We start from the raw sequence: 2,511 nt of genomic DNA on the forward strand, positions 1-2,511 counted from the left end.
ATATGACACACTCTGTTAAGGTTTGTAAAGGGGTTGAGCCACATTTATTTTAATGGCTGTCATAAGTAGGGCTTATCATTAATTGAACCATAAGGAGTCGAACCCTGAGAGAGCCTGTGGTTCCAGGCGACTATGGGCGGCTTGGGATATAATCATCAACAACTGAGAAACACGAGAGAGGGGGGAACCGAAAATGTCAGTTGAACTCACTGCCAATACTAGCCCCGAAACCGCTACGCAAACGGACTGGGAACCCCCCATGCCGCCGACAGATTTGATTTTTGATGATGGAGAGCCTTTGGAAAGTAACCGTCACCGCATTGCCATGAACGTCCTGATTAGGTCATTGCAACAGGCTTGGAGCGATCGCCATGATTTCTATACAGGCGGGAATATGTTTATTTACTATAGCAGCGAACAAGCTAGGAACCGAGATTTTCGTGGCCCTGATTTCTTTGCTGTGTTGGATGTAGATGGCACTAAAGAACGACAGGGTTGGGTAGTATGGCAGGAAGGGGGTCGCTACCCAGATGTCATTGTGGAGCTAATGTCTCCCAGTACCGCCAGAATAGATAAAGGAAAGAAAAAGGAGCTGTATCAGCAGACTTTTCGGACACCAGATTACTTTGTATTTGACCCGTTTGAAGCCAACGCCTTTCAAGGATGGCATTTGCATAGTTCGGAAGGTTATCAGCTTTTAGAGCCGAATGAGCGAGGTTGGCTGTGGTGTGAAAGTTTAGGCTTTTGGCTGGGAACTTGGTCGGGAACTATAGACCGTGAGGAGGCAATTTGGCTGCGGTTTTATGATACCGAAGGTAATTTGGTGTTGTTACCGGAAGAAGCAGAACGCCAAAAAGCCGAAGCAGAACGCCAAAAAGCCGAAGCAGAACGCCAAAAAGCCGAACAATCTCAACAGCTTGCTGAGGCAGAACGCCAGAAAGCCCAACAAGCTCAACAGCTTGCTGAGGCAGAACGCCAGAAAGCCCAACAAGCTCAACAGCTTGCTGAGGCAGAACGCCAAAAAGCCGAACGTCTTGCTGAACGGTTGCGATCGCTGGGTTTAGACCCAGAGGAACCATAAAAAAAGTCACCCACAATATGCCCGTTAAACACTATTTTTTATTTGTTCATCTAATTCATTCACTGCAGACATCACACCCAACTCAGGATCTTTTAAAAGAGTATTTTTGAGTTCACTTAGAGATTCAACTAGATCCTCACGCAAACGGGGCTTATTTTCTGTAACTCCATTATTATAATCCCAATAATCCAAGGCAATTAATCCAACAGCGACAGCAGGATCGATCACAGATGCGATTGAACTAGAAATCAAGCCAGCCACAACTTTACCACTCGTCATAGCTGCTATTTTTGCTACAGCTTTAGTGGTGAGATAACCACCAATAACTTTTACTGGCAATGATTGATCGCCTTGTTCATTTTCTAATCTGACTTTGATTGTCTCTAAATATTGCTGCCAGTCTGCCTCAGCAATTTTGTACTTTTTGGGAACATTTTTTAGTTGACCCGATAGTTTTTCTAGATATAATTCAGTGGTATCAATCTTGATTGTATTAAATTTACTTTCAGCAGATTTTGAACTAACAACGCGACGAGCAAATTCTCTTTGAAGATTATAATTGACGCTATTTTTAATTTGTTCGTTAATTTTAGACTGATCGAATCCATTTATAAAATTTTGGCTTACATATTGAACAAGCACGTCCAATTCTTGTTTTTTCTGATTAAAGTAACTAAAATACCAGTTCAGAAAATCTGTATCTATGCGCTTAATTAATTCAGTTTCCCATTTATCTAATTCCTGTTCGGCATATTGTTTAGCCTCTTTATAGGCTGTTTGACGAGCTTGATCAAAAGCCTGTTGGTTCCCTAGCCAGCCAAATGCAACCATATTTGGCGTAATTTCCAGTGAAGGAGTATTTAATTCAGCAGATAAAGCTTGATTCATAATCTGGTGTCCCAGTAATGGGAATAACACCAGAAAAATCACCATAGTCCAAATGATAATACTAACTATCTTAATTACTTTGACGACGATGGATGTTTGTTTTAAGTCAACCAGACTGAAATCTCGATCGCCCAAAAACTTACTTAATTTTTGATTCAGCTTTTTGGCAACGATCTGCCGTCCTGCCTGAAGGCCACTGGGGAGATAAATTAGATGGTTATTTTCGTCCAAAAATACGAGTGCTAAAAAAGTACCTTCGGGATGTTTTTGGCGAACGATCGCTGCTTGTGTTAGACTGGGACTATCGGGGCGATCGCTTTTTAAATAACTGACTACCTTATCAAAGCTGATTTCCTCTAAGATTTCCGAGTTTTCAGGAAGAGATGGTAAGGACTTATTGAACTCCCCAACTATCCCCAACATATCCTCATCAGTAATTGCCTTGGTTTCTTGAGAGGATTTTTTCGCAAACAAGTTAAACAATTCCATGGATGTTTGTTTTAAGTCAACCAGACTGAAATCTCGATCGCCCAAAAACTTAC

Annotated in this window: 1 protein-coding gene; it reads left to right on the forward strand. The window is 41.7% G+C overall.

Annotation, left to right across the window (positions count from 1 at the left end; genetic code table 11):
* Positions 1 to 193: 193 nt before the first annotated feature.
* On the forward strand, positions 194 to 1,081 hold the full coding sequence (locus P5674_RS23790; RefSeq protein WP_315670345.1) for a Uma2 family endonuclease: 888 nt from the start codon (positions 194 to 196) through the stop codon (positions 1,079 to 1,081).
* The last annotated feature ends 1,430 nt before the right edge of the window (positions 1,082 to 2,511 follow it).

The sequence above is a fragment of the Limnospira sp. PMC 289.06 genome (assembly GCF_032350395.1).
Lineage (GTDB): Bacteria > Cyanobacteriota > Cyanobacteriia > Cyanobacteriales > Microcoleaceae > Limnospira > Limnospira platensis.